24 protein-coding genes are annotated in these 24515 nt (G+C 66.4%); 18 read left to right on the top strand and 6 right to left on the bottom strand.

Translation table 11 applies throughout. The annotated features are described in order from the left end of the window. Positions 1–19: 19 nt before the first annotated feature. On the top strand, positions 20–1963 hold the full coding sequence (locus tag ACFWAY_RS05740) for an acyl-CoA thioesterase/BAAT N-terminal domain-containing protein (protein ID WP_378510085.1): 1944 nt from the start codon (positions 20–22) through the stop codon (positions 1961–1963). Beyond that, positions 1963–3264 carry a glutamine synthetase gene (locus ACFWAY_RS05735; RefSeq protein ID WP_378510084.1) on the top strand — a complete coding sequence of 434 codons (1302 nt, stop codon included), beginning with the start codon at positions 1963–1965 and terminating at the stop codon, positions 3262–3264. The genes ACFWAY_RS05740 and ACFWAY_RS05735 overlap by 1 nt, the downstream gene beginning before the upstream one ends. On the opposite strand, the gene ACFWAY_RS05730 is transcribed toward ACFWAY_RS05735, so the two are convergent. Continuing rightward, on the bottom strand, positions 3265–4485 hold the full coding sequence (locus ACFWAY_RS05730) for a fatty acid desaturase family protein (RefSeq protein ID WP_378453610.1): 1221 nt from the start codon (positions 4483–4485) through the stop codon (positions 3265–3267). Between the two features lie 173 nt (positions 4486–4658). Between ACFWAY_RS05730 and ACFWAY_RS05725 the strand changes: the two genes are divergently transcribed. The 6 genes from ACFWAY_RS05725 (at position 4659) to ACFWAY_RS05700 (ending at position 9503) form a co-directional block, all read left to right on the top strand. Beyond that, positions 4659–5084 (top strand): hypothetical protein, encoded by a 426-nt coding sequence (locus ACFWAY_RS05725; RefSeq protein ID WP_378510083.1) that lies wholly within the window; start codon positions 4659–4661, stop codon positions 5082–5084. Continuing rightward, complete coding sequence (locus ACFWAY_RS05720) at positions 5081–7429, top strand: WXG100 family type VII secretion target (protein WP_378510082.1); 2349 nt, start codon at positions 5081–5083, stop codon at positions 7427–7429. Before ACFWAY_RS05725 ends, ACFWAY_RS05720 begins: the two co-directional genes overlap by 4 nt. Positions 7430–7668: 239 nt before the next feature. Next, complete coding sequence (locus ACFWAY_RS05715; protein ID WP_378510081.1) at positions 7669–8184, top strand: hypothetical protein; 516 nt, start codon at positions 7669–7671, stop codon at positions 8182–8184. Positions 8185–8284: 100 nt separating this feature from the next. After that, entirely contained in the window at positions 8285–8764 is a 480-nt protein-coding gene (locus ACFWAY_RS05710) for a MaoC/PaaZ C-terminal domain-containing protein (RefSeq protein ID WP_378510080.1), read from the top strand. A gap of 86 nt (positions 8765–8850) precedes the next feature. Then, positions 8851–9174: a hypothetical protein gene (locus ACFWAY_RS05705; RefSeq protein ID WP_378510079.1), complete on the top strand. Its 324-nt coding sequence runs from the start codon at positions 8851–8853 to the stop codon at positions 9172–9174. A gap of 92 nt (positions 9175–9266) precedes the next feature. After that, complete coding sequence (locus ACFWAY_RS05700; protein ID WP_378510078.1) at positions 9267–9503, top strand: hypothetical protein; 237 nt, start codon at positions 9267–9269, stop codon at positions 9501–9503. A gap of 53 nt (positions 9504–9556) precedes the next feature. Here ACFWAY_RS05700 and ACFWAY_RS05695 read toward each other — a convergent pair whose 3' ends face one another. Together ACFWAY_RS05695 and tnpA are read right to left on the bottom strand one after the other, a co-directional pair. Beyond that, positions 9557–9919, bottom strand: a complete 363-nt coding sequence (locus tag ACFWAY_RS05695) for a VOC family protein (protein WP_378510077.1) — start codon at positions 9917–9919, stop codon at positions 9557–9559. A 72-nt stretch (positions 9920–9991) separates the two neighbouring features. Continuing rightward, positions 9992–10438, bottom strand: coding sequence for an IS200/IS605 family transposase (tnpA, locus tag ACFWAY_RS05690; protein WP_378510076.1), 447 nt, complete (start codon positions 10436–10438; stop codon positions 9992–9994). A 22-nt stretch (positions 10439–10460) separates the two neighbouring features. Between tnpA and ACFWAY_RS05685 the strand changes: the two genes are divergently transcribed. The 4 genes from ACFWAY_RS05685 to ACFWAY_RS05670 all read left to right on the top strand — a co-directional run bounded on the left by ACFWAY_RS05685 (position 10461) and on the right by ACFWAY_RS05670 (position 14495). Next, positions 10461–11609: an RNA-guided endonuclease InsQ/TnpB family protein gene (locus tag ACFWAY_RS05685; protein ID WP_378510075.1), complete on the top strand. Its 1149-nt coding sequence runs from the start codon at positions 10461–10463 to the stop codon at positions 11607–11609. A 321-nt stretch (positions 11610–11930) separates the two neighbouring features. Further along, positions 11931–12863, top strand: a complete 933-nt coding sequence (locus ACFWAY_RS05680; RefSeq protein WP_378510222.1) for an arabinofuranosidase — start codon at positions 11931–11933, stop codon at positions 12861–12863. A 455-nt stretch (positions 12864–13318) separates the two neighbouring features. Beyond that, entirely contained in the window at positions 13319–14020 is a 702-nt protein-coding gene (locus ACFWAY_RS05675) for an alpha/beta fold hydrolase (RefSeq protein WP_378510074.1), read from the top strand. 34 nt (positions 14021–14054) lie between these two features. Continuing rightward, the gene (locus ACFWAY_RS05670) at positions 14055–14495 is read left to right on the top strand and encodes an SRPBCC family protein (protein WP_378458561.1); all 441 of its coding nucleotides are present in this window, start codon (positions 14055–14057) and stop codon (positions 14493–14495) included. A gap of 30 nt (positions 14496–14525) precedes the next feature. Here the strand turns inward: ACFWAY_RS05670 and ACFWAY_RS05665 are convergent, their stop codons facing one another. Then, positions 14526–16202, bottom strand: coding sequence for a plasmid pRiA4b ORF-3 family protein (locus tag ACFWAY_RS05665; protein WP_378510073.1), 1677 nt, complete (start codon positions 16200–16202; stop codon positions 14526–14528). Positions 16203–16410: 208 nt separating this feature from the next. Between ACFWAY_RS05665 and nhaA the strand changes: the two genes are divergently transcribed. Beyond that, positions 16411–18279: a Na+/H+ antiporter NhaA gene (gene nhaA / locus ACFWAY_RS05660; protein ID WP_378510072.1), complete on the top strand. Its 1869-nt coding sequence runs from the start codon at positions 16411–16413 to the stop codon at positions 18277–18279. On the opposite strand, the gene ACFWAY_RS05655 is transcribed toward nhaA, so the two are convergent. Further along, a complete protein-coding gene (locus ACFWAY_RS05655) occupies positions 18280–18627 on the bottom strand; it encodes a GNAT family N-acetyltransferase (protein ID WP_378510071.1) in 348 nt (115 codons plus the stop codon). A gap of 110 nt (positions 18628–18737) precedes the next feature. On the opposite strand from ACFWAY_RS05655, the gene ACFWAY_RS05650 reads away from it, so the two are divergent. Both ACFWAY_RS05650 and ACFWAY_RS05645 read left to right on the top strand, forming a co-directional pair. Continuing rightward, entirely contained in the window at positions 18738–19646 is a 909-nt protein-coding gene (locus tag ACFWAY_RS05650) for an LLM class flavin-dependent oxidoreductase (RefSeq protein WP_378510070.1), read from the top strand. Then, entirely contained in the window at positions 19643–19996 is a 354-nt protein-coding gene (locus ACFWAY_RS05645; RefSeq protein WP_378510069.1) for a hypothetical protein, read from the top strand. Before ACFWAY_RS05650 ends, ACFWAY_RS05645 begins: the two co-directional genes overlap by 4 nt. A gap of 1 nt (position 19997) precedes the next feature. On the opposite strand, the gene ACFWAY_RS05640 is transcribed toward ACFWAY_RS05645, so the two are convergent. Then, positions 19998–21170: a serine/threonine-protein kinase gene (locus ACFWAY_RS05640; RefSeq protein ID WP_378510068.1), complete on the bottom strand. Its 1173-nt coding sequence runs from the start codon at positions 21168–21170 to the stop codon at positions 19998–20000. Between the two features lie 61 nt (positions 21171–21231). Here ACFWAY_RS05640 and ACFWAY_RS05635 point away from each other — a divergent pair, with 61 nt between their 5' ends. The 3 genes from ACFWAY_RS05635 (at position 21232) to ACFWAY_RS05625 (ending at position 24494) form a co-directional block, all read left to right on the top strand. Next, positions 21232–22629: a plasmid pRiA4b ORF-3 family protein gene (locus ACFWAY_RS05635; RefSeq protein WP_378510067.1), complete on the top strand. Its 1398-nt coding sequence runs from the start codon at positions 21232–21234 to the stop codon at positions 22627–22629. 303 nt (positions 22630–22932) lie between these two features. Continuing rightward, positions 22933–23385, top strand: coding sequence for a hypothetical protein (locus tag ACFWAY_RS05630; protein WP_378458553.1), 453 nt, complete (start codon positions 22933–22935; stop codon positions 23383–23385). Positions 23386–23450: 65 nt separating this feature from the next. After that, a complete protein-coding gene (locus ACFWAY_RS05625; RefSeq protein WP_378510066.1) occupies positions 23451–24494 on the top strand; it encodes a DNA polymerase IV in 1044 nt (347 codons plus the stop codon). Positions 24495–24515: the final 21 nt, after the last annotated feature.

Raw genomic sequence — 24515 nt, 5'->3', positions numbered from 1 at the left:
CGGGCAGTGGGGCAGTGCAATGGGGTTCATCATCGGATTCGCGCCGTGGATCGTCTACTGGATCCTGGTGGGCAACACCGGATTCGTCGCTGCCGTCGCGATTGCGTTCGGCATCGCGGCGGTAGGTCAGGTGCTGCAACGGTTGCGGGGCCAGCCCTGGCGGACCCTCGAGGTCGGCACCGTCGCCGTCTTCGCGCTGCTGCTGATCGCGGCGCTCACACTGGACGACGCCGTCCTCGAACGCTGGCTGCAGCCGCTGAGCAACTTCGGGTTGTTCGCGATCGCGGCGGTGGGCGTTCTGATCGGGAGGCCGTTCGTGCGCGAATACGCGGCGGCCACCGTGGACGCCCGGACGGCGGCGAGCGGCGGTTTCCGATACATCACCACGGCGATGACGTGGATGTGGGTGGCCGCGTTCGGACTGATGACCGTGTTCTCGCTGATCCCGCCGATCGTCGACGGCGACGCCACCATGCGCGACGCCGGCGACACCCTGTCCGTTGTCTGCTACTGGGTGCTGCCGTTCACCCTCATGGGCGTCGCGGGCCTCGTGTCCGCGGTGTTCCCCGGATGGTTCGAGAAGCGGTCGCAGCTGCTGGAGACCCAGACTTCGGCGGATCCGGAGGTCACCGAGCAGCCCGCGCCGGCCGCGGACGTGTCGGCAGGGTCGCTGGAACTCGACGTTCCGGCGTCGTCGCGTCACGACGAGGCGTTCTCGCTGATCGTCCGTGGCGCCCGGCGCGGATCGTCGGTGACCGTCCGCACCACCGGGACCGACCTGTTCGGTGGGCAGTGGCGGTCGGAGGCCACGTTCGCCGTCCCGGCCGACGGGATCGTGGACGTCGCCGGACAGGTTCCGGACCACGGTGATTGGGATGTGGCGGACGCCGACGCGCCGCTGTGGGCCATGCGGTTCGTGTCCGAAGGCCGGGTTCCCGACCTCTTCGTGCCGCCGCCCGACGCCTGGCTGGTCACCGTCGAGGCGATGACTCCGGAGGGAACGTCGCGGCGGACGGTGACGCGTCATGCGAGCGCCTCCGGCGTGTCCGTTCGTTCACTCGACGTCGGCGACCGGCCCGCCCTGCTCGCACTGCCCGCCGGCGACGCCCCGAGCGGCGGTTGGCCGGGCGTCGCCTGCTTCGGCGGCTCGGAGGGCGGCGTCGACTCCCAACGTTCCACCATCGGGATGCTTGCTGCCAACGGGTATGCCGCACTGGCCTATACGTGGGTGGACGAATCGAACACCGACGCGACGCTGGTGAGCATTCCGCTCGAGCGATTCGCGTCCGCGGTCCGAATGCTGGGTGCACAGCCGTCGGTGGACGCGAACCGCCTGACCGCGATGGCCATTTCGCGCGGTGCGGAGGGCCTGTTGGCCTCCGCCTGCGTCGACGAACTCCCCGTCGCCGGGCTGATCCTGATCAGCCCGAGTTCGGTGTCGTGGCAGGCGATCGGCCCCGACGGCGAGATCGCCGACACCCCGTCGTGGACGTGGAACGGCGGGGCCGTGCCGTGGGCGCCGCTGCCGGGCGGGGCGCTGATGCCGCAGCTGATCCGCAACGCGTGGCGGGCGCACCACGACGTCACCGCGCACCGGCCGAGCCTGCTGCGCCTGGGTGCGGCCTACCGGGCCGGTCTCGCGGGCGCACCCGCCGACGCGACACTGCGGTCCGAGGAGGCGACGCCGCCCTTGCTGTGCCTGACCGGCGCGGACGACGAGCTGTGGCCCTCGGACGCGATGGCCACGACACTTCTCGGGCGTCGATCCGACGCCCGCGACGAACACCGGACGTTCGACGGCGCCGGACACCTCCTCCGCCTCGGAATGTTCCCCGCCGACGCACAGTGGACCGGCGGCATCGCGTTCGGTGGTGTGGGCGCAGGTCAGGGCCGGGCGCAACGCGAATCGGTGGACAGCGTGCTCGGCTTCCTCGCGCGGACCACCGCAGTGGCGCGGGCCTGATGCGCGGTGCAGAGAACGGCTTCGGCCACCCGGACCGCATCGTCGGTTCGATCGTCGACATGGCCGGGATCTCCCGGGCGAAGGTGCTGCCGATCTCGAGGCTGGATTCCTTCGTCGACTCCGGGGCAGGCGCATCGCCGAGCTGGAATGTGTTCTGCGTCGACGATCATCTCGCGTTCACACCGTCCTTCTCCGTCGTGGGCGATCTCCGTCTGCGGATCGACGGCGACGAGGTGAGAGACCTGGGCAACGGCACGTACTGGGCGCCGGCGAGCCTGACCGAGCAGGACGGGACGCCGTCGCTCGCCTGCACCCGGGGTGCGCTACGCCGGGTGACGACGCGGTTGGCGGAATCCGGGCTGAGCGCACGAGCCGGCCACGAGATCGAGTTCACCCTCTTCGACGCGGCGGCCACCGAAGAATGGTCCGCCTACGGGCTGAATGCCGTTCTCGCGCACGAAGAATTCTTCGAGCTCTTCCTCGCGGCGGCGTCGACGGCGGAGCTGCCGATCGAACAGTTCCATGCCGAGGCGGGGCTGAACCAATTCGAGGTGTCGCTCACCCCCGCGGATCCCGTCAGGGCGGCCGACAATGCGGTGCTGGCGCGCGCCCTGATCAGCCGGGTCGCGCGCGCCCAGCGACTCCGCGCGTCGTTCTCACCCATGCCCGTCGCGGGCGGGGCGGGTAACGGCGCCCATCAGCACGTGTCGATCTCCGAGGACGGCAGGCCGATCCTGTCGGGAGGCCCCGGCCCGCACGGGTTGACTCGTGCCGGTGGCGCCGCGGTCGCCGGGATTCTGCGGGCGCTCCCCGAGTTCACGGCGGTTCTCGCCGGGTCGGCGCTGTCGCACCTGCGGTTGCGCCCGGGTATGTGGTCGGGGGTGTTCCGCTGCTGGGGCCTGGAGAACCGCGAATCGGCCGTCCGTCTCTGCGCGGAGACCGCCGGAAACCCGCACGGCGCGAACCTCGAGATCAAACCCATCGACCCGTCCGCGAACCCGTATCTGAGCAGCGCCGCCATCCTCGGCGCCGCCCACGCCGGCATCACCGGTGCGCTGCCCCTCCCTGACGAGGTGTCGGTCGACCCCGCGGAACTGACCGGCGCCCACGCCGTCGATCTCCTCCCTACTCTGCCGTCCGACGTGCTCGGAACGTTCGAGTCGTCGGCGCTCGCGCGCCACCTGTTCGGGCCGCTGATCATCGAAGCGCTCGCGGCGGTCAAGGGTTACGAGCTCGCCGAATACCGGGACAAACCGGTCGACGAGGTCGCGGAACGCTTCCGGTACGCGTGGACATCCTAATCAGTTGCGGATCATCGCCAGCGCCGTGCGCAGTCCGCGCCGCTTCCCGGTCGCAGGATCGATCCCGAACACTTCCTTCATCCCGCCCCGGATCCGGAATCGCAGTTCCGATGCCGTCTCCGGAGCGTCGTCCGCGGATGCCGACAGGAAGCGGTTGGGCAGGGCGAGCTTGAAGATGGTGCGGAGGGTGAGTCCGTACTGGTGGGGGAGCGAACCCGTCGTGTAGGGGAGGTCGTATTTGTCGCACAGTTCCCGCATCTTCACACCGATCTCGGCGTAGCGGTTGCTGGGCAGGTCGGGGAACGCGTGGTGCTCGATCTGGTAGCAGAGGTTGCCGCTCATGAACGCCAGCACCGGGCCGGCGTTGAAGTTGGCGGAGCCCAGCATCTGGCGCAGGTACCACTCGGCCTTCGTCTCCTTGTCGAACTCCTCCTTGGTGAACTTCTCGGCACCGTCCGGGAAGTGGCCGCAGAAGATGACGCCGTAGGCCCACAGGTTGCGGATCACGTTGGCGGTGATGTTCGCCGTCAGCGTGCTCTTCCACGCCGGGCCGGTGAGCGCCGGAAACACCACGTAGTCCTTCCCGACCTGCCGCGCGATCTTGCGTCCCACCTCCTTCGCGTTGCGGAGGGTTTCGGCGCGGTCGTAGTCGCCGCGCCGGATGCTCTCCACGTCCAGGTGGTGCAGCGCGACACCCCACTCGAACAGCAACGCCAGCAGCATGTTGTAGAACGGCTGCGCCAGGTACACCGGCGACCACTTCTGGTCGCGGGTCATGCGCAGGATTCCGTAACCGACGTCGCTGTCGAGACCCACGATGTTGGTGAACTTGTGATGGACGTAGTTGTGCGAGTGCTTCCACCCCGACGACGGGCACGTGTTGTCCCACTCCCAGTTCGACGAGTGGATCTCGGGATCGTTCATCCAATCCCATTGGCCGTGAATGACATTGTGGCCGAGTTCCATGTTCTCGATGATCTTCGCCGCACCCATCAACGCGGTGCCCAGGATCCACGCCGGTCTCTTCCGGCTACCGAACAGGACGACCCTGCCCGCGATCGCCAGCGACCGCTGCAGTTTGATCGCCCGGTCGATGTACCGCGCGTCGCGGGCGCCGCGGGACTCTTCGATGTCTGCCCGGATCGCATCGAGTTCCGCGCCCAGCGCCTCCACATCCGCATCGGTGAGGTGGCTGTACTCCTTGATATCGGTGATGGCCATCTGGTCTCGATACCCGGTTCACCCGATTCTCAATCTGCGAATCCGGACAACTGTTGCGCAACCGTGTTGTGGTCACACGTCCGTGTGAGGGAGTCCGCTATTCTCTCCACGGTCGCCGAGCGTGTCGGTGACCGGGGTCCGGGGGTGGATCTCGATGCGGATATCAGGGGGAGATGTCGATGTCAGAGGGCGATATGACGTGGCCGGACAGTGTCCTTGCGTCGCTGGACGGGACCGGTGCGACGCAGCCTCCGCTGGCCGGCGTCCCCGGGCTGCCGCCGGTGCTCGGTGGACCGGACGTCGCGGTCGTCAAGGTCGACCCCGACATGCTGCGTGCGATGTCCACCGCGCTCGGTGCCATTGCGCGCGAGGTCGAGGCGCTGGCCGGACGGCGTAGCTTCGAGCACGCGGTCCGGGCCGTCGAGGGGTCCGACACCGCTGCGGCGTGCCAGGACGCCGGCGACATCCTCGCGTCCGCGCTGGGGGTTGCCGCGAGTCGCATCGACGAGATGGCGTTCATCGCGGGAGACGGCGCCGAGAACTACGAGGTCACCGACACGTCGTTCGCGTCGCAGCTGTCGGCGATGGGGGAGATGTGATTCCGCGTAGGTCGCAACTGCACGTCTGGAATCCGCGGGACCTGACACTGGCGGGCGAGGAGATCGGACGGACCGCCGAGGACGCGCGGGGCCGGGCGGACGACGTCCAGCGTGCTGTCTCGGATCTGGGCCGGCACGACGACTGGCGCGGTCCCGCTCAAGCGGCCGCTGAGCAGCGGGCGAACAGTGAGCGCGCGGAAATCCGCCGGCTCGCAGATGATCTGGAGGATCTGTCGAACGCGCTCGTGGGCGGAGCCGATCGCCTCGGTCACGCGCGGGACTACGTCGCCACCGTGATCGACAAGGTGGCAACCGACGGCTTCACCGTCTCCGACGACTGGCAGATCGTCAGCCCGCCGAAGACGATGAGTGAGGCCGAAGCCGCCGAGCATGCCGACCTGATGGAGTACTGGCGCAGTCAACTCGGTGGAGCGCTGACGGAACTCGACACTGCCGACCGGGACATGGCGACGGCGATCCGCGACGCGCTCGGGGCCGTCGCGGCAACTGCCCCGGCGTCCGCCGGCCTCTCGGGGCACGAGGGCACCGCGCTGGGCGAGCAGGTCGCCCGGGGCGGTTCCGACATTCCACAGGACGTCCGTGACCGTGTTGCCCGGGAGATCGCGGCCGCAGGGCTCACGCCCGAACAAGTGAAGACGCTGGCCGACGGTGGCAAGGTCACCGATCTTCCGCAGGGAACGATCGACTTCCTGCAGCAGTTCTATACGGCGGCCGGCAAGGACGGCTTCCTCGCCCTCTCCGAGCAGTACAGCGAGAACGGCCGCACCGAGGCCGCGAGCGCGCTGTCCAACGGCCTCGCCATGGTGTCGAACTACAACGTCGGCAGTGCCAGCGGCGACGTCGGCGGTCAGAGCCACATCCCGGAAAGCCTTCGTGGGCTGTTCGAGGGACCGGTGACGTCGACCGGCAACCTCACCAAGGGTGCGCACGACGCCCCGCAACCGTCTTTGGTCGTCAACAACGGCGAGGACCTGGCACGATTCACCAAGGCGTTCGGTCTCGCGGACCCGGGCGTTCAGCAGGGCAGTGAGCTGAGCGAGAGCCTCCTCTCCCGTGCCGGCGAGATCGCCTCGGCCACCAACGACAAGAGTCTGCTGATCGGGGACTCGTTCGACCACAACGCTCTGGGTCGCGACAGCGTCGACACCCTCCTGCAGGACATGGTCGGCGTCGGTGGTCGCGACCATGTCGCCGTCCACAGCATCCTGTCCGGCGAGGGAATACCGGCCGACTACAGCCGCGACGACGTCATCATGCCCCTGCTCCAACGTGATTGGGCCGACGGGGGCGAACAGAAGGTCGCCGGGATGTTCGACTGGATCGCCGACGACGCCAGGCCCTCCGATCCGTCCGATCCCGGAGAAATGTTCCGGTCGACACAAGCCGGCGAATCGGCATTCGGGCTCGCGCAGATCCTTGCAGCGAAAGACGCAGAACTACTCGACATCCCTGGGATGAAGGGGCAGGCAATCGGTGAGGTGAACCCCGAAATTACGCAGGCGTTGGGCACAACGCTCGCACCCTACATCGGCAACATGGTGGGGGTGCCCGGCGACTTCGCAGGCACTTCGGGTTTCGCCAGCCCGACAGGCGGAGAATTCGGGCTCGAGAACGCGCCCCGCCTCTTCTCGGTCATCGATTCCAATGCCGATGCGGCAAGCTACTTCAACGCGCAGGCGTTCGGAATGTCGGCTCAGCTTGAGCAGGCGTGGGCTTTGGAAGGTCTCACTCCACAGGTGCCGCACTACGAGTACGGTTCTTGGGCAGGAAGTATCCAGGGTGTGGTCGACAAGGGGCTCGATCTCGAATTCGCGGACCGTGTCGGCGACGAATCATCCAACAATTCAGCAAGTTTCGAGAGCAAGGGCGTCGCGTACGACACGATCAGAACCGTGGTCAGCAAGGGCGCCGAGTTTATTCCCGGCGCTGGACCGATCATCTCGAGCGGAATCGATCTCGCGGATTCTGCATTCAAGAGCGCGGTCATCGGCGTGGTACCCGACAGCACCGTCCAGCCGAACACTCAGTTCGCGGAGGATTCCCTTCTCGCAAAGCAGTATTACCAGATTGCTCTCGGTCTTCAGGCGGCAAATGGCGGCTCGCTCGACCCATATGTCGGTCTTGAGGATTTTCGAGAGGGTGTGAACGGCCCCCTGCTGCCGTATGACGAGATCGTCTCTGATCGTCCCAGTTTTACAACCCCGCTGCTTTCATCGAGCTTGGCCGGGTACATCACCGAAGCGGGCTTTACCGGAGTTGGTGAGTTTGTCGATGCCATGAACGCTGGTCGCGAGCAGGTGCAGAACATGGAGTTCGGGCGATGAGGGCTCAGATGTCGACCGTCCTTGCTGCAGTTGTCGTGTCGGTAAGTGGCTGTGGCACCGATGATGCGAAAACTCCGATTGATACTTCGGAAAGCGTTGTCGCCGATTACAGCATCCCCGAGAACGTCGACTACAACGTTCGGTGGTCAGCGGAATCCGGTATCGATCTGCTCAGCAGGCCTGCGATAGCGGTCCGGGCGTACATCGAGTCGTACTACGTCGCGATTCATGCTCACGCGTTGTCGGCGGGCTACCCGGGTTTCGCTGACGCGACGTCACGGCAGCGCGACCGGGTCGACTTCGACCATTCGAACGATCCGGAACTGGAACACCTTGTCGGAACCCAGTTCGAACACCTCTCGGCACTGACGCCGACGGGGGACGGGTGGGTCGCCACGGTGTGTTCGGGTAACTACACCGTAATGGCGGAGAAGAACGGTCGGTTCTTCAATTTGACAGGTCCGTCCCCGCAGGCGGAAACGGTAAGAATGGTGGCGCCCGAGCAGACGCATTCTGTCCCTTCTGAACAGTTTGTTGCGGAGGGTGCAGAGCGTGCTCCATCAGCGGATGTATTCGCTGGTTGGACGATCAGTGAGCATGTGCCGGCTGCGCGCGATCAGAACGCTTACGCGGAGTGCGACTCGCGCATGCCCGATGCCAGGGATGTGAGACCGCAGAAGGCGAACCTCCCACACGACACCCCCTACCCGACGCTCGCCCCGTATCCGGGCTGGCCGCGCTACGACGAGAACTGACGGCCACTTTCCTACCGCCGGCGGAAGGGCACTGTCACCGCCGCGCTCGTCCGGTCATATCCTCGACGTCAGCCTTCGTGTTCGGTGGAGGCTCGAGCAGATGATCGGACGGTTGGTAGTGGACAGCAGATGTGACGTCGTTTATGCGGACGACCTCCGGGTGGGCGAGAAGTTCGAGCTGGGCTCGTACACGGTGACGGAGGAGGAACTGGTCGAGTTCGCGGGGCAGTGGGATCCGCAGTCGTTCCACATCGACCGCGAATCTGCAGATGGCGGCTATTTCGGCGGGCTCATCGCGAGTGGTGTGCACACGATCGCAGTGTGTCAGCGACTGTCCGCGACGACTCTTTATGCAGGGTGGAGCGTCATTGCGGGGACACGGATGCGCGACGTCAACTTTCTCCGGCCGGTGAAGCCGGGTGACGTGCTCACCGGAAAACTGGTTGTCGAGGATGTGACGCCTGACGATCGCGGACGGGCTCTGGTGACGGTCGCGGCGGAGATTCTCAACGGGTCGGGCAGGCAGGTCCTGACGTCGGTGACCGAGATGTACATGCGCTGCCGCCCGGAAACCGACTGATCGTCGAATTTCTTGGACTCTTCGAGGATTGTTTTCCGGGTTTCTGGGTATCGCCCCGAGAGGCCAGGTAACCAACGGAGGCAGTCATGAGAATGGGCAGGAGAGTGGCCGCGGTGGCAGTATTCGCGGCGTCGATCGGTTTGGGAGCATCAGGTGTCGCCTGGGGCGGCACTCTCGACTCGGCGGTGCCGGTGCGCAGGCCGGACGTCATTCAGCCGATGCCGCCCGGGTTCCCGCAGAACGGTCCGATCGGGTGCGACGACTGGGCGGAACCCTACGAGAACAACGTCCCCGCGTGGGGCACCGATCCGTACAACCAGTTCGACAATTGGTGCGACGGTCCCGAGGACGGCCTTTCCGCGCAGCAGCCGCCGGTCAATGACGAGCAGGGCCGGATCGTCAATCCCTGATTCGACGTCGATCATCACGCGAGGCAATTGGCCGACGTGTGGGTCCGTGGTGGTCTGAAACCGACCGTCCGTCCGTAAAGGTCGGCTCGAGATTGGCTGCGCTCGCTGTGTTCGCGGCGTTGATCGGTTTGGGAACATCCGGTGTCGCATGGGGTGACGCGCTCGACCCGGCAGTCGTGCCGGTGCGCGCACCGGACACGGTTGCACCACTGCCTCCTGGTGTTCCGCCGACCGGCCCGGCGGGCAGCGACGGCTCCGAGGACGATATGCCGCAACCGGTCACCTTCAGCGGTGACGAGGGCGGAGGCGACTCGCCGACCGAGCCGTAACCGACCGATCCGAATCAGTGCGCCCCGGGAGTCTCCGTTCCGGGCGCGCTGATTCAGTTGCCGGAGGGCGGTTCGTGCAGTCCGAAGGCGGAACCCTGATCGTCGTGGCACAGCTTGAACCGCCCGAATTTCGCCACCGACTCCGGGTCGTCGCCCAGGTCGACGGCGTCGACGGTCCCGCCCAGCGCCAGCACCTGCTCGACGGCGGCGTCGAGATCCGGCACCCGGAAGAAGACGTACGGGCTGGCGCCCTCGTCGCCGCCGTGGATCCCGCCCGGGACGTTCGGTGTGTTGATGGAGTAACCCGACCCGCCGGGCCCGGATTCGAATTCCCAGCCGAACAACGCCGAGTAGAACTTTCGGCCCTGCTCGGTATTGGCCACACCCAATTCGAAGAATGACAGTTCGCCCGACATGAGCACTCCTCCGTCGACAGTGTCCCCGTGACCTCGTAGCGTAGCGCGCAAGCCCGGTCCTTCAGGGCCGGGTTAGCGCATCGACTTCGGCCTACCGGGAGCACGGGGCGGTCGCCGCTGCTGCTCGATGTACTGCCGGATGATCGAGATAGGTGCCCCGCCACACGATGCGGCGAAGTAGCTCGGGGACCAGAGGTGTCCGTTCATCGAGTGCCGGTTCACCCATCCGCGGTACTGGTCGCGCAGGCGGCGTGCGGAGACGCCTTTGAGGCTGTTCACCAGCTTCGAGATTTGGATGGTCGGAGGGTAGTCGATCAGCAGGTGCACGTGGTCGCCCTCCCCGTTGAACTCAACCAGCCGAGAACCGAAGTCGTCGCACACGCTGCGCATCACCTGTTCGCAGGTGGTCAGCATCTCGTTGGTGAGGGCTCCGCGCCGATACTTGGTAACAAAGACCAAGTGGACGTGCAGGGCAGAAACAACGGTGCGGCCACGTCTGTATTCAGGTTCAGAAACCATAGATCAATGGTGGTCTCGTGGTGTGCAGTTGCGATACCAGTACCGCGTCCGTCCGACGCCCGGTCAGCAGGACATGCTGGCCCGGTCGTTCGGGTGTGCACGGGTGGTGTTCAACGACTGCCTGCGCATCCACCAGGACGCGTACGCGTCCAGGGTTAAGCTGTCGGATACCGCAGTACAGAAGCAGGTAGTCACCGCAGCGAAGAAGACTTCGGAGCGGGCCTGGTTGGGCGAGGTCGCATCGGTGGTGCTGGTGCAGGCGTGTCAGGACGCGCGGCGGGCGTACCGAAACTGGTTCGACTCGCTCTCCGGGAAACGGAAGGGCCGCAAGGTCGGCGCGCCACGGTTCCGGTCCCGCAGGGACAATCGGCAGGCGATCCGGCTGACCCGCAACGGGTTCTCGATTCGCCCGAACGGGAAGCTGTACGTGGCGAAGGTCGGCGAGTTGGAGGTCGCCTGGTCCCGCGATCTGCCCTCGGAACCGTCCTCGGTGACGATCATCAAGGATGCAGCGGGCCGGTACTTCGCGTCGTTCGTGGTCGAGACCACCGACGAACCTCTGCCGCCGGTCGATGCGGAGGTCGGTATCGACCTCGGGTTGGCAACGTTCGCGGTCCTGTCGAACGGCAAGACGATCAGCTCGCCGAAGTTCCTGCGCCGTGCCGAACGCAAGCTCCGCACGGCGCAGCAAGTTCTGTCGCGCAAGGAGAAAGGCAGCAACAACCGGGTCAAGGCACGTATTCGCGTCGCGAAGGCCCACGCCAGAGTGTCCGACGCTCGCAAGGACTGGGCGCACAAGCACTCCACGGCGATCATCCGCGAGAACCAAGCGGTGTTCGTCGAGGATCTGTGCGTCCGGGGGCTGGCGCGGACACGGTTGGCGAAATCGGTCCACGACGCCGGGTGGGGAATGTTCACCCGCATGGTGGAGGAGAAAGCCGCCCGCTACGGGCGCACCCTCGTCAAGGTGGACCGGTTCTATCCGTCGTCGCAGATCTGCTCCCAATGTGGGGTCCTCGACGGCCCGAAACCGCTCTCGATCCGGGAGTGGGCATGCACGGCGTGCGGAGCGGTTCACGACCGCGACGTCAACGCCGCGAAGAACATCCACGACGCAGGACGTGCGGAGTGGCTAAACGCCTGCGGAGGGGCCGTCAGCCTTTCCTCCTAGAGGGAAGCGAGCCCCAGTGAAACAGGAACCCACCCAAGCGGCGCGCAGCGGCGCAGAAGGAATCCCGGTCGTTCAGGGCCGGGTGGACGTCAAGCTACGCCGAGATGCCGTCACGCATAAGGCTCGCGCGTAGACCGACCGCGCCGCACGAGTATTGATCGCCGCTGCTGCGGGTGGCGCCCTCGGGTTCGTCTACGGCGTCACCGCACCGCCGTCGGCAACGATCCGCTGCCTGCGGCTAAAGTTACGCATGGTGCGCCTGCTGTGATAGATACTGCACCGGTGAAGCTGACCAAACGAACCTGCTTTTCCGCCATGTCGATGGTGATGCTCGCTGTCGCGGGCTTGCTGGTCGCGGCCCCGGGGAGCGGCGGCGCCGCACCGCTCGCCTGGCGAACCACGATGGTGGCGTTCAGCAACGTCAGCGACCGCGACCTGGATGTGTACGAGTCTGAGGACGCCACTCACTTCCAGCCCCTCCGACTGTCTGCGTATCGGCCTCCGTCAGGTGTGGTGCGCGATCCGAGCATCTTCCGGCACACGGACGGGTTGTATTACCTCACCTACACGACGGTCGACGGGGCGAACATCGGCTTCGCACGCAGCAGTGACCGCATGGACTGGAAGTTCCTTGGGGCCTGGCCGGTCCCGTTCTGCTGCGCCTTCGTGCCGGGCACGGGAGACGGAACGGGCTCTGCGAGCCCGCCTGGTTCCTCGGGGTCGGCCGGGTTCAGCGACGGACCGTCGCTGTCGCCGTTCACCACCAAGGCCTGGGCACCCGAATGGTTCGTGGACGGCGACCGGGTCAACGTCATCCTGTCGCTGTCGACCGGTGGAGGATTCGTGCCGTATCTGATGACGGCGCTGGAACCATCGCTCAGGTTGTGGAGCCCGCCTGTTCCGCTCGCCGGGATCGGTGCGGACCACATCGACACCACCGTGGTCAAGGTGGGATCGACCTATCATGCGTTTACCAAGAACGAGACGAAGAAGGTTGTCGAGCATGCGGTCGCGCCGTCGGTGACGGGACCCTATTCATTCGTCCCGCCCGGAAATTGGGGCACGCTGGTGGAGGGCCCAGCCGTGGTTCAGTTGCCGAACGACGCCTGGCGGATATATCTCGACGCCTATACCGAAGGAAAGTATCTATACTCCGACAGCACGGATGGGCTGCAAACCTGGTCGCCCGTGCAAGAGCTTCCAGGCCTTTCCGGGACTGTGCGCCACCTCGGCGTGATGAGAGAGCCGGCATGACGACGGCTTCCGCGGCTCGCCGCCGTTGACGACGGCAACCTCGAAGCGCATCGACACCGATTCCCTGTGCGGAGGGGTGCACCGGCCGACCGGTGCAGAGCGTGAACGCAATTCGCAGGTGAGTGGCGCAGCGTGCCGGGGTGCACATCGCCACTCACGTGCGGGACCTGCGTCAGGCCGCCAGCTCGTCGGCGATCTCGATGTCGATTTCCTGTTCGGTCATTCCGCCGAAGAGATGGTTGGTGAACATGTCAGCTCAGTTCTCGAAAGTCGTGGTCGATCCCGGCACGGCCGGACCTTCCTTGTCCGACCTACTGGGTGTATCGCCCTCGGCGGCGCTTCCGTTTCATGCCCCGTAGGTGAGTGGCAAAGTGTGTTCGGGTGCGCACTCCCGCGCACGTAGCGCTTAGGCTCGACTCGACCGTTCGTGTCCCGGAAACAGGAGATGAGTCGAGATGCCCGCAACCTTCGTTCTGCTGCCCGGCGCCGGCTCGGACTCGTGGTACTGGCACCGCGTCGCACCTATCTTGCAGGAAAGCGGGCACTCGGTGATCGCCGTCGACCTTCCGTACGGCGACGACGATGCGGGGCAGTACGAATTCGCCGACGTCGTCGTCGATGCGGTCGAGGACGTCGAGGGGGCGATCGTGCTGGTCGCGCAGTCCATGTCCGCGTTCACCGCGGCGATCGTCTGTCAGCGCGGCGAGGTCGACGTCGACCTGCTGGTGCTCCTGGCACCGATGCTGCCCGCGCCGGGGGAAGCACCCGGGCAGTGGTGGGAGACCACCGGTCAGCCGGAGGCGAAACGGGCGTTCGACGTGCTGGAGGGTCGCGACCCGGACGCGCCCGACGACCTGCGGGCACTGTTCTTCCACGACGTGCCCGACGACGTCACCGAGCAGGCGTTCAGCCAGGCGGAACCCGTCATGTCGAATACCCCGTTCGAGACGGTGTGGCAGGCGGACGCCTGGCCGCACGTGAAGACGCGGGTCGTCGCCGGCAGCCGTGATCGGCTCTTCCCGCTCGACTTCATGCAGCGGATCGTCCGGGAGCGACTGGGCATCGCACCGGAGGTCATCGACGCGGGCCATCTGGCGGCACTCGCGCGCCCCGGCGAACTTGCTGCCATGCTGGAGCGCTACGCGTCCGAACTGTAGGGACGTGTACATCCGACGAGAAGGAGAGCAAACGATGGCGTTGTCGGTATCAGGCGAGTTCGAGATCGAGGCGCCCCAGGAACAGGTGATGGCTGCGCTGGCGGACGTCGAACGCATCCCCGAGTGGTCGGTGGTGCACAAGAAGGTGGTCGTCGAGTCCCGATTCGACGACGGACGCCCCCGCACCGTGCGGATGACGCTCGCCGTCCTCGGCGTCGCGGACACGCAGCTGGCCGAGCACAAGTGGCTCGGCGACGAGCAGATGTCGTGGACGCTCCTCGAGAGCGACAAACAGAAGTGCCAGGAGGGGGAGTACCGGCTGACCCCCACCCCACGCGGGACGTCGGTTCACCTCACGATGTCGGTCGAGCCGAAGGTGTGGGTGCCGAAGTCCGTGCTGCGTCAGGGACAGAAGCAGGCCGTGCGGTTGATCCGCAAGGGATTCACCAAGTTCGTTCTCGAGAACTACGTGTGAGTCGGGTTCCGCGCATGCTGCGCCGACGTTCTACCCGAACAACGACTCGAAGGCATCGTTGACCCGGTCTCGATCGAACGATGTCTGGTCGAGTTGCTGATCGGGCCGCAGGTCCAGCCATTCCCGGATCTCCGAGTGTTCCTGGTGACGCGGATCGGCGCTGGCTTCGATCTTGTTCGCCCAGCCCCACGGTCCACCGGAATCTTCGTACGGCGCCATATTGCGTCCGTCGAGGCAGAGTGCGGCAGGGGAGTCGGGGTCGGGGTCGCCGACCGATTCGACGACGATGTGATGGATCCAGTCGTCGCCGAAGTCGTACAGGTAGGTGAGCTGGTCGCCGGCCGAGCTGAGCAATGAACCGACGAGGACCTCTTCCTCCGCCACGGCGGGGCCTGTGAGGTCGCGGTGCGCGATGGTTTCGGCGGGAATGAATACTCTGCCACCCGAGTACGCGGGTCCGGCGGAGAACTCGTGGAGATGACTGTCGTCCCAGCCGAACGCGCATTGAATGATGTCGTGGAGAGCGGCGAGCGGGAGCGTGGCGTCGAGTCGAATTCGACGCCAGATGGGAATGTGGGTGCCTTCCAATGAGATCCGCACAGTAACTTGCGAATCTACGCACTCGGATGGTGCGTACTCGGTTTCTGCACTCGCGAGTTGGACGGCACGGAGGACGGCAGGCTGCAGTGCGGCCGGAACTCGGTAGGCATCACCCTTGATGAGCCACTTCTGTTCCGCCAACGTGTCCAATCGGTCGTAGATGAAGGCTTCCACGAACGATTGCTCGTCGTCGAACGGCGCATCGCCCGAGACGACCGACGGTTCCGGTGTCATCGCCGCCAAGATCACCTGGGTCACAACGATATCGGTCAGGTGGGTGGGATCGAGGGGATGGCGTTGCGTCGATACGAGTTGGCTGCGGACGTATTCGGTGACAGCCGCGCGAATCAACGGCAACGCCCGGGTCGTCCGGTTGCCGATCAGGTCGGCGTTCGGCCCGCGGACCGCCCGCGTGGAGTTGACGGCAATGAGACCGATCTCTTCCGCGGTTTCCCAGTACTCCAACATTTCGGGCATGTCGCGCATCGAGCGGATACGCCTCGCCCGCGGGAACCCCTCTATGTCGACGTCGAGATCGATACCCAACGCATGAGCGAGACCGGGAAGAGAGGCGGGTTTGGGCACCCTGGTCGAGGTGACGGCCGCACCCTTACCGACCCAGTCCACGAGTGCGACGAGGGACGTGATCACCGGGAGGGCAGTGAGTGCGCGTAGTTCGTCTTTCTCGTCCACGGCGGGTAGTGCGATGTCGTCGGGAAGGATGACGGCCGGTTGCGGCTCGACGAAACGGAGGAGGTCCTCGATGCAATGTATGAGGTTCTCTTCGGTGCCGGTCCACAGCCGGTTTTCGTCGAGAAAGTTGAGGAACGTCAGTGCCGAGGCGACGACCGTCACTGCGACGTCATCCATGTCCTCGGACGTTTCTGCGGCCAGTTCGTCGGCGGCGTCGAGCAGGGTGTGCGCGTCGACGGGGAGCCAGCCGGTGGCACGGAAACCGGGGCGGGCGTGTGCGAGGTTCGCGAGTGTCGACTCGGTGAGGTGCGCGAAGAGTTCCGCGTCGTGGGTGAGATCGCCCGTGCGCAACCACTGAGCGAAGTCGTCGATCAGCGCCGGGTCCACGGGGGTAGTGGGGAACAGTGACACCACTCGGGACTGGTTCCTTCGTTGGCGTGCCTGCTGTTTTGCTGCACGCTTCTGGCCCGGGTTCCGACTCCGTTTCGATCCCATGGCGAGATGTTATCGCGGCCGAGTTGGGTGGCAGGACGTCGCGGGATCGAGTTGATCGGCCAGCAGGACGTCTCAGGCGTAGCGGCGTTAGGCTGACCTGCGGCAGAAACTGTGAGTGAGGGGACAGATGACGGTCGAGCAGAGCAGCCCCACCACACTCCGGCGACTGTCGGCGCGGTTGGCCCTGATCCGCGACGACACCGACGACGACAAGCTGTCTGCCGGTTTCCTCCTCGTCGCCACGATCCTGGCGTTGGTGTGGGCGAACATCGGAGATTCGTACGAGTCGTTCTGGCACACCCCGGTGACTATCCAGATCAGCGACTACAGCATCGGCCTCGACCTGAAGCACTGGGTCAACGACGGGTTGATGACGCTGTTCTTCTTCGTCGTCGGGCTCGAGGTGAAACGTGAGCTGACGATCGGCGAACTCACCGACCGCGCCCGCGCCGCCGTCCCACTTCTCGCCGCGATCGCTGGTCTGGCGCTGCCCGCCGTCCTGTTCCTGATCCTCAATCCCACCGGGGCGGAGGCCAGCGCGTGGGGCGTCGTCGTCTCCACGGACACCGCGTTCGTGCTGGGGGCACTGGCACTCGTCGGACCCCGATGCTCCGCCCGGTTGCGTGTGTTCATCATGACCCTGGCGGTCGCCGACGACATCGGTGCCCTTGCCATCATCGCCTTCTTCTACACCGACAACCTGCGGTTCGGACCGCTGCTCCTCGGGTGCGTCGGGCTGCTGCTGATCCTCCAGTTGCGCAAGCTCGAGGTGTGGCGTGGTGTCGCGTACTTCATCGTCGCGGCGGGCACGTGGGTCGCGTTCTACGAGTCCGGCGTCCACCCGACCCTCGTCGGCGTGCTGATCGCGCTGATCCTGCCCGTGTATCCGCCGCGGCGCAGCGAGGTGGAGCGGGCAGGTGAACTCACGCGCGCGTTCCGGCAGTCACCCAACTCCGACTACGCCCGCGCCGCCCAGCTCGGCGTGCTGCGCGCGGTGTCCGTCAACGAGCGGCTCCTGCGCTTCTACCAGCCCTACACGGCGTTCCTCGTCGTCCCGATCTTCGCGCTCGCCAATGCCGGTGTGGTCATCACAGGGCAGACGCTCGCCGACGCGGCGCGGTCTCCGCTGGCTTGGGGCATCGTGCTCGGCCTGGTGGTCGGCAAGCTCGTCGGTATCACGGCGGCCACGGCCCTGTTCTCGAAGCTGCGGCCCGGCAGCCTGCCGCCCGGGCTGAAGCTGTCACAGATCGCCGGCGGCAGCGCGCTGGCCGGCATCGGCTTCACGATCTCGCTGTTCATCGTCGACCTGGCCATCGACTCACCCGAACTCGCCAACGACGCCCGGGTGGGCGTCCTGACGGCGGCCGTCATCGCCACCGTCCTCGGTTGGGCGCTGTTCCGGCTGTCGGACTGGGTGCACCCTCCGACGGAGGTCGCCGGACTCACCCTGCTCCGGCCCGTCGCTACCGGCCGCGATCACCTGCGCGGGCCGGTGGATGCGCCGCTCACCCTCGTCGAGTACGGCGACTTCGAGTGCCCGTTCTGCAGCAAGGCCACCGGCAGCATCCGGGACGTGCGAGCGCATTTCGGGGACGAGCTCCGCTACGTCTTCCGGCATCTCCCCCTCGACGCCGTGCACCCGCACGCGCGTTTCGCCGCGCAGGCGAGTGAAGCGGCGGCCGCGCAGGGCCGGTTCTGGGAGATGCACGACCACCTGTTCGCCAACAGCGACGCCCTCGCCGAGGACGAGATCTTCGGTTACGCCGCCGAGCTGGGACTCGACCTGGACCGGTTCGAGGAAGACATCCGCAGGGGCACATACGTTCACCGCATCGACGACGACGAACTCGACGCCGAGTCGAGCGATTTCCGGGTGACCCCCACGTTCTATCTCGGCGCGACGGGCACCGAACTCGCCCGGCACAGCGGCCCCTACGACGCCGCCACCCTCATCCGGCAGCTCGAAGAGGCGCGCGGCGCCGACGGCGCACCCTGATCAACCCTGCGAACGCTGTACCGCCTGGATCGCGGCCGGAGTGACCGGGTCGACGTCGTCGGCGAAGTCGTCGTGCTTCTTCAGGTAACCGGCGACGAACGGGCAGATCGGCACGATCCGCTTGCCGTCCCGGACGGTCTCGGTGAGCGCGCTGCGGATCAGGGTGCTGGCCAAACCACGCCCCGCGAACTGATCGCCGATCTCGGTGTGGAAGAAGATCCGTTGCTTCTCCTGGTCGAGGTACTCGGTGAACCCGGCCAGTTCACCGTCCACACGGACCTCGAATCGGTGATGTTCGGGGGCGTTCCGGACGTCGGGTGCGGGGCCGTCTTTCGTGTCGTCTGTCATGAACCCACTATGCCGCCCGGCGGCGTCCGCACTGTGCGGCGGGTGTTCCCGGACGTCGCGGAGGTGGATGATCGAAGGAGTCCAGCGATCCGAGAGAGGACGCGACCGCCATGACCGATTACGGCAGGGCCATCCAGTTCGGGGCGTTCGTCACCCCGTCGGTGGAGTTGCTGGCCAACACGTTCGAACTCGCCGCCCTCGCCGACGAGACCGGCCTCGACCTGATCGGCGTGCAGGACCACCCGTACCAGGCGAAATTCCTCGACTGCTGGTCGCTGATGGGCACGCTGCTGGCCCGGACCGAGCGGGTGCGCGTGTTTCCCGACGTCGCGTGCCTGCCGCTTCGCCCGCCGGCGACGATGGCGAAGGCCGCGGCGAGCCTCGACGTGCTGTCGGGAGGCAGGTTCGAACTGGCGTTGGGTGCGGGCGCGTTCTGGGAGGCGATCGGGGCGATGGGCGGTGACGTGCGCACGCCCGGGCATGCCGCGACGGCGTTGGAGGAAGCGGTCGAGGTTATCCGCCTCATGTGGTCCGGAGAGCGTGCCGTGTATTCCGAGGGTGAGCACTATCGCCTCGAGGGCGTGCATCCCGGACCGGTCCCGGCACACGGGATCGGGATCTGGCTGGGCGTCGGCGGCCCCCGGCTGCTGCGTGCGCTGGGACGCTCTGCGGACGGGTGGATCCCGTCGAGCTCGTATTTTCCGCCCGAGGTCCTGCCCGGCATGCACGCGCGGATCGACGCGGGTGCGGCGGTTGCGGGCCGGGATCCGAGCTCGATCGTCCGCGCCTACAACGTGTTCGGCCAGGTGAGCGACACACCGTCGGACACGTTTTTCCACGGAACCGTCGAGCAATGGGTGAGCCAATTGACGGAACTCGCGGTGGAAACGGGCATCGACACGTTCGTTTTCGGCACCGACGGCGACGACCTCACCCAGGTCCGTAGATTCGCGACCGACGTCGCGCCCGCGGTGCGTGCCGCGGTGGATCAGCACCGCGGCACGGGTGCACGGGCGTGACCGAACCGCGGCTCCTCCTGATCGGCAGGCGCCAGTCCACACTCGACGCGTTGAAGGAAGAGCTGAGCCGGTTCGGACGGGACGTCGTGGCATCCAACGACCGCGAGCTGATCCGGCTGGCACTCCTGGAAGGAAACGTGGACCTCGTCGTGATCGGCGGCGGCCTCGACGACCCCGCCCGGGATGCCATGCGGCACTTCGTGCTCGATGTCAGGGCGGACGTCCCCGTGCACCTGCTTCCGCGCGCCGCCGGAGCGAGCCCGGCCTCGGTCATCCCGTTCGCCAACGAACAGATTGTGCTGTTCAAGGTCCACGCAGCGGCAGGCGACGACGACGGGCAGTCCGACTAGGTCAGTTGCCGTCCTTCTCCTTGTCCTTGGTCTTGTTCCCGTTCCCGTTCCCGTTGCCGTTGTTGCCGTTGTTGTTTCCCGGTCCGGTCTTCGGTGGGGGAGGCGCAACCGGGTTGACCTCGACAGCACTACTCGGGACGGAGACGGGTGCCGGGGCGGGGACGACGGCGGTGGTGCTCGGTCCGGGACCGACCGTGCCGCCCTCGTCCTGAGACGCGATGGCCAGCGCCGCTACGACCACGGCCACCAGCACGGCGGCGATGGCGGCGATGATCAGGCCGGTCCGCCGTGGCCGCCGAGGCTCGGGCGGTACCTCATGGACGGAGGTGGCGGGTGTGAATGCTCTCGTCGGCGGGGGATGCGCGCCGGGCGCTCCGAGGACGGCGTCCCGCATCGCCTGGGCGTCGGCGTAACGCTGCTGCGGGTCGCGGGCCATCGCCCGTTCGATCGTGTGGACGAGGTTCGGATCGGCGTCCGGACGGGCTTCGCGCAGCGGTCGGGCGGCCCCGTCGGTGATGGCCCGGGCGAGCGACAGGATGTTGTCGCCGGCGAACGGCCGGTGCCCGGTGAGGGCTTCGTAGCCGACGACGCCGACGGCATAGAGGTCGTCGGCGGTCGTGGCGGGTGTGCCCAGGATGCGGTCCGGGCTGAGGTAGGCCACGGTGCCCAGCACCTGTCCCGTCGCGGTGTGGTCGGACGCGGCGCTCTTCGCGATGCCGAAGTCGGCGACCTTCACCGTGCCCGCGGCGGTGAACAGCACGTTTCCCGGTTTGATGTCGCGGTGCAGGATCCCGGCTCGGTGGGCGGCACCGAGGGCGGCGAGCACGCCGGCGAGGATCGACCGCACCCGCGCGTCCGGTACGGGACCGGCGGCGATCTCGTCGGCGAGGGTCCGCCCGGGCAGGCGCTCCATCACGATGTACGCCATTCCGGCGTCCTCGCCGCAGTCGTGCACCGCGACGACGTTCGGGTGATTCAACGTGGCGGCGAGCCGGGCCTCCGCCTCGAATCGGCGGCGTGTGTCGGGGACGGAGGTAAGCTCCGGGCGCAGCACCTTGATCGCGACGGGTCGTTGCAGGCGCAGGTCCCATCCGTCGTGGACATCGGCCATTCCGCCGCGTCCCAGCACTCCCCGCAACTCGTACCGACCTGCGAGAACTGCGGACACCGACATGCGCTCACGCTATCGTCAGCACTTGTGCCGGACACCGCTGCCTCCCACCTACCATGACGCCATGACCGCTTCAGGTAAACGCCGACACCTGTCCGTCGTTCCCGACGCGCCGGTGATCGTCCGGCCGTCCGAGCGGCCGGGTCGCCGCGACGTCGCGAGTTTCCACCTGCGGATCGAGCTCGACGACGTGTCGCCGACCATCTGGCGGCAGTTCGTCGTGCCGTCGAACCTGCGGCTGAACGAGCTGCATCCGATCGTGCAGACGGTCATGGGCTGGCAGGACAGCCACCTGCATTCGTGGGTCGGCGGTGAGCCGCCCGCCTCCGAGCGGTACGAGATGCGCGAGAGCATCGACGAGGGCTTCGCCGACGAGGACGACGAGTTGTGCGAGGACGCGGTCCGGCTCGATCAGGTTCTGGCCGAGCCCGGCGAGCTGCTGTCCTATCAATACGACTTCGGCGACGGCTGGGACCATACGATCGTCCTCGAACGGATCGAGGCCGACGGGCCCCCGCCGACGGTGACCTGCCTCGCCGGTGCCCGCGCCTGCCCGCCCGAGGATTGCGGCGGACCGGGCGGATATGCCGACCTGCTGACGGTCCTGGCCACCCCGTCACACCCCGGACATCACGACGCCGGAGCGTGGGTCGGGCCCGGTTTCGCGCCCGAATCGTTCGGCGCCGACGCCGTGAACCGTAACCTTCGGATCGAAGTCGTGATCCGTGATCACGGGCCGGTGACGGATTCGAAGTTCGCGGACCTGCTGCGCCGGATTCCCCATCAGGCTGCCCCGCACGTCTTTTCGCTTCTCGAGCACGCCGGGCTCACCGTGCGGAAGGGTGACATTCCTGCGGCTCAGGAAGCGGCGACGTTTCATCTGCGGTGGTTCCTGCAGCGCATCGGACCCGACGGCATCACGCTGACTCAGGCGGGCTACCTGCCCCCGGCCGTAGTTGCGGAGATGCGGCAGGCACTACCAGGATTCGACGACTGGCCCGCCACCAGCAACCGCGAGACCGACCAACGGCCGGTCCACCTGCTGCGGGAGTACGCCAAGACACTCGGACTGGTGCGCAAATACAAGGGAAAACTCGTTCGAACCAATCTCGGAACGGCGATGGCGGACAACGCGAACCAGATGTGGCGTCATCTGCTCGATCGCCTGCCGCTGGGGTCCGAGCAGATCGAGCGGGAAGCCGGATACCTCGTGCTTTTCACGCTCGCCGCGGGCACGTCGTCGGACGAACGCAGGGACGTGATCGCCGAAGGACTCGCCGCCCTCGGCTGGCAGACGAGCGACGGCACGATCGTCGGCCGGGAAGAAGTCTTCTGGACCGCTCGCCCCACGATCTCGTTCCTCGAACTGATCGGCGCAATGGTCGAGGGCTGGGTGCAGCGCGACCAGCCCATGGATCCCGAATGGGGTCGACTCTTCGCGCAGATGGTGCTGTCGATGTAGGTCGGTACCGCCGCAGCAGCACAGGATTACGCCCGAACACGCTCGGGCGCAGCTGCATTCGAACCGAACGCGGCGCGGATGCCTCCAGGCCGGGGCGGACGGCGTGGTACACCCGGTCTACGTCACGTGGTGGTGGGAGAAGGCAACTGGCTAGACATCATTGACGTCATTCACGCGAACGACACTTTCGATGCAGAACGATTTCGGGCCACATGTGTCGGAATCTTCTGCTTTGATACGACTCACGGGGATGTGTTCGAAGACCCCGGAGTAGTAGGTCCCGAGCAAGGGAGGTTGATTGCGATGGTCGATTCCACCGAGGTGCCCGAGGTTTCGTGGGCGGGGATGGTCGAGTGGTTGACAGGTTCGCTGGTCGATCAACCGGTCGCGCTCATCGTCGAGATCGGCCCGAACAGTTACGTCAGTGAGGACGACGACGAAGAAGTCGTCTGCGCGCAGATTCAGGTACTGGATGACGGTGTGTTGATGCTCCGTCGATCACGCGTCGAACTCGGACATTTGCTGCTCGCCGACTATTCCGCCGAGCACCTGACCCTCGACAGGTGGCATTTCGACGGCCATTTCGAAGACTGCACGGACGGCTATCTCTTCAGTCGCGACGTGAACCTCATCGCGAACACCTGCGTGGCCTGGTTCCGGGATAATTGGGGCACGCGGTCCACCAGTGAACTCGGATGCTCGTATCGGTTCCCCGACGAGTTGATACCGTCTGTCGACGCCGACGATGTGTTCTGACCTCGACCGCGGCGGAACTCGAGGATTCGAGGGTCCCGGTTCGTCGATTCCGGCACACTGGTCTCATGAGCACTCCGCCGCGTCGCCGGTGGGTGTTGCATGTCGATCTCGACCAGTTCATCGCCGCCGTCGAGGTGCTGCGGCGCCCTGAGCTGCGGGGACGTCCTGTCGTCGTGGGCGGTCGCGGTGATCCCACCGAGCGCGCGGTGGTGTCGACGGCGTCGTATGAGGCGCGTAAGTTCGGTGTCGGTTCCGGAATGCCGATGCGGATCGCGGCGCGGAAGATCCCCGACGCGGTGTTCCTGCCCGTCGACGCCGAGGCCTACACCGAGGTGTCGGGTGTCGTGATGGACACCTTGCGCAAGCTGGACGTCGTCGTCGAGGTGATGGGCTGGGACGAGGCGTTTCTGGGTGTCGAGACCGACGACCCGGAGGCCTTCGCGCGAACCATCCACGACGCCGTCCTCGACGCGACCGGGCTGCACTGCTCAGTCGGCATCGGCGACAACAAGTTACGAGCCAAGATCGCGACGGACTTCGGTAAACCGCAGGGCATCTACCGCCTCACCGAGGAGAACTGGTTCGCCGTCATGGGGGAGCGCCCTACCGACGCGCTGTGGGGGATCGGCAAGAAGACAGCGAAGAAGCTTGCCGCGCTGGGCATCAGCACCGTGCGGGAACTCGCCGACGCCTCCGATCACGAGTTGGCCGCGACCCTCGGTCCGAACATGGGTCCGTGGTACGCCAGGATCGGTCGCGGCATCGACCTTTCCCCGGTCTCGGCGGAGCCCTGGGTGGCCCGGTCGCACAGTCGAGAGACGACGTTCCAGCGGAACCTCGCCGGCCGGGAGGCCGTTACCGAGGAGATCCGACGTCTCGCCGCCCGGGTCAGGGAGGACATCCTCGCGGAGAACCGCCAGGCGGTGCGAGTGGCGTTGAAGGTGCGCTACGCCCCGTTCGACACCCACACGACGAGCACGCCGCTGCCGGAACCGACATTCGATCCGGACGTGATTTCCGACGCGGCAGCAGCATTGGTCGACAGGCTCGACCACGAGCGGGAAGTGCGACTCCTCGGCGTGCGGCTCGAGATGACCCCGCCGACGTGAGCGGCAAAGCGTGCTCGGGCA

This window comes from Rhodococcus sp. NPDC059968, from assembly GCF_042738615.1.
GTDB lineage: Bacteria > Actinomycetota > Actinomycetes > Mycobacteriales > Mycobacteriaceae > Rhodococcus_F.
The sequence above is the reverse complement of the archived record's forward strand: the minus strand, read 5'-3'. Positions and strand labels throughout refer to the sequence as shown.

Coding starts and splice junctions, on each gene's coding strand:
- ACFWAY_RS05740 (WP_378510085.1), top strand. CDS start 20: ATGGGGTTCATCATCGGATTCGCGCCGTGGATCGTCTACTGGATCCTG.
- ACFWAY_RS05735 (WP_378510084.1), top strand. CDS start 1,963: ATGCGCGGTGCAGAGAACGGCTTCGGCCACCCGGACCGCATCGTCGGT.
- ACFWAY_RS05730 (WP_378453610.1), bottom strand. CDS start 4,485: ATGGCCATCACCGATATCAAGGAGTACAGCCACCTCACCGATGCGGAT.
- ACFWAY_RS05725 (WP_378510083.1), top strand. CDS start 4,659: ATGTCGATGTCAGAGGGCGATATGACGTGGCCGGACAGTGTCCTTGCG.
- ACFWAY_RS05710 (WP_378510080.1), top strand. CDS start 8,285: ATGATCGGACGGTTGGTAGTGGACAGCAGATGTGACGTCGTTTATGCG.
- ACFWAY_RS05705 (WP_378510079.1), top strand. CDS start 8,851: ATGAGAATGGGCAGGAGAGTGGCCGCGGTGGCAGTATTCGCGGCGTCG.
- ACFWAY_RS05695 (WP_378510077.1), bottom strand. CDS start 9,919: ATGTCGGGCGAACTGTCATTCTTCGAATTGGGTGTGGCCAATACCGAG.
- tnpA (WP_378510076.1), bottom strand. CDS start 10,438: ATGGTTTCTGAACCTGAATACAGACGTGGCCGCACCGTTGTTTCTGCC.
- ACFWAY_RS05680 (WP_378510222.1), top strand. CDS start 11,931: ATGGTGATGCTCGCTGTCGCGGGCTTGCTGGTCGCGGCCCCGGGGAGC.
- ACFWAY_RS05675 (WP_378510074.1), top strand. CDS start 13,319: ATGCCCGCAACCTTCGTTCTGCTGCCCGGCGCCGGCTCGGACTCGTGG.
- ACFWAY_RS05670 (WP_378458561.1), top strand. CDS start 14,055: ATGGCGTTGTCGGTATCAGGCGAGTTCGAGATCGAGGCGCCCCAGGAA.
- nhaA (WP_378510072.1), top strand. CDS start 16,411: ATGACGGTCGAGCAGAGCAGCCCCACCACACTCCGGCGACTGTCGGCG.
- ACFWAY_RS05655 (WP_378510071.1), bottom strand. CDS start 18,627: ATGACAGACGACACGAAAGACGGCCCCGCACCCGACGTCCGGAACGCC.
- ACFWAY_RS05650 (WP_378510070.1), top strand. CDS start 18,738: ATGACCGATTACGGCAGGGCCATCCAGTTCGGGGCGTTCGTCACCCCG.
- ACFWAY_RS05640 (WP_378510068.1), bottom strand. CDS start 21,170: ATGTCGGTGTCCGCAGTTCTCGCAGGTCGGTACGAGTTGCGGGGAGTG.
- ACFWAY_RS05635 (WP_378510067.1), top strand. CDS start 21,232: ATGACCGCTTCAGGTAAACGCCGACACCTGTCCGTCGTTCCCGACGCG.
- ACFWAY_RS05630 (WP_378458553.1), top strand. CDS start 22,933: ATGGTCGATTCCACCGAGGTGCCCGAGGTTTCGTGGGCGGGGATGGTC.
- ACFWAY_RS05625 (WP_378510066.1), top strand. CDS start 23,451: ATGAGCACTCCGCCGCGTCGCCGGTGGGTGTTGCATGTCGATCTCGAC.